This window comes from Kitasatospora sp. NPDC096077 (assembly GCF_040303245.1).
Classification (GTDB): Bacteria; Actinomycetota; Actinomycetes; order Streptomycetales; family Streptomycetaceae; genus Kitasatospora.
The window spans coordinates 1-1,329 of the sequence record NZ_JBEOSV010000148.1 but is presented as its reverse complement, the minus strand read 5'-3'; the positions used below and the strand labels follow the sequence as shown (position 1 = coordinate 1,329).

The following is a 1,329-nucleotide window of genomic DNA, read 5'->3' as shown; positions in this document are numbered from 1 at the left end:
TGAGGTTCCCCCGAGGTGCGGAAGGTTGCCGGATATGACCTGATAGGTCGTGAGAAGGGAGCCTCCACCATGGCTGCACCGATGAAGTACCCGCCCGAGTTGCGGCAGCGAGCTGTTGCCGCGTACCGGGCCGCCGACCCGAAGCCGGTGATCCGGCAGATGGCCCGGGACCTGGGCGTTCACCACGAGGCTCTGCGGAACTGGATCCGCCAGGACGAGGCCGACCACGGTGAGCGCGACGACCGGCTGACCACCGCCGAGAAGGAGGAACTGGCCGCTCTGCGCAAGGAGAACGCCGAGCTCCGCCGCTCCTGCGAGATCCTCAAGGCCGCCTCGGCTTTTTTCGCCCAGGAGCTCGACCCGACCCGGCGACGGTACTGAGGCTCATCGACGAGCACCAGCACCGCTTCGGGGCCGAGCCCGTCCTCCGGGAACTGCACATCCCCGCCTCCACCTACTACCGCTGGCGCCGCGACGTCCACGCGCCGTGCGAGCGCAAGCGCCAGGACACCGAGCTGACCGAGCAGATCCGCCGCGTCCACGCGGACTCGGACGCCACCTACGGCTCCCCGCGCGTCCACGCCGTCCTACGGCGCGAGGGCGTGCACGTCGGCCGAAAGCGGGTCGAACGCCTGATGCGCGAGGCCGGACTCCAGGGCGTCAGCCCACGCCGGCCCCGCTCCTTCACCCGCCGCGACCAGGCGGCCGACCTCGCCCCGGACCTGGTCCAGCGCGACTTCACCGCGAACGCCCCCAACCGGCTGTGGGTCGCGGACATCTCGCTGGTCCCCACCGGCGAGGGACCGTGGTGGCTGGCCACGATCCGCGACGCGTTCTCCCGCCGCATCGTGGGCTGGCACACCTGCGAGCGAGCGGACGCCGACCTCGTCCTCACCGCCTTGGAGTACGCCCTCCACGGCCGCCCGGTGGAGCCGGGCAAACTGATCCACCACAGCGACCACGGGTGCCAGTACACGTCCATCAAGCTCACAACCCGCCTGCTCAAGGCCGGAATTGAGGCAAGCATGGGCACGGTCGGCGACTCGTTCGACAACGCCCTGGCGGAGAACTTCTGGAGCGTGCTGAAGACCGAGTGCGTGCGCCGCACGACGTTCGCGACCCGCACGGACGCCGACCTGGCGCTGTTCGCCTACATCGACGGCTGGTACAACACCCGGCGCATCCAGAAACGTCTCGGCTGGCTCAGCCCGGACGAGTACGAGGCGAAGCACTACGCCGACCAGGCGACGGCCGAACCAGTGACCGCCGAACTGCCTACACCAGCCCTGACCAGGTAATCAGCACCTCCCGCCCAGCGGGGGAAGCTCA

Annotated in this window: 2 protein-coding genes; both read left to right on the top strand. The window is 69.7% G+C overall.

From position 1 onward, the window contains the following. Positions 1-69: 69 nt before the first annotated feature. The gene (locus ABTZ03_RS44165; protein WP_350518936.1) at positions 70-381 is read left to right on the top strand and encodes a transposase; all 312 of its coding nucleotides are present in this window, start codon (positions 70-72) and stop codon (positions 379-381) included. Next, positions 312-1,298, top strand: coding sequence for an IS3 family transposase (locus tag ABTZ03_RS44160; protein ID WP_350518937.1), 987 nt, complete (start codon positions 312-314; stop codon positions 1,296-1,298). Before ABTZ03_RS44165 ends, ABTZ03_RS44160 begins: the two co-directional genes overlap by 70 nt. The last annotated feature ends 31 nt before the right edge of the window (positions 1,299-1,329 follow it).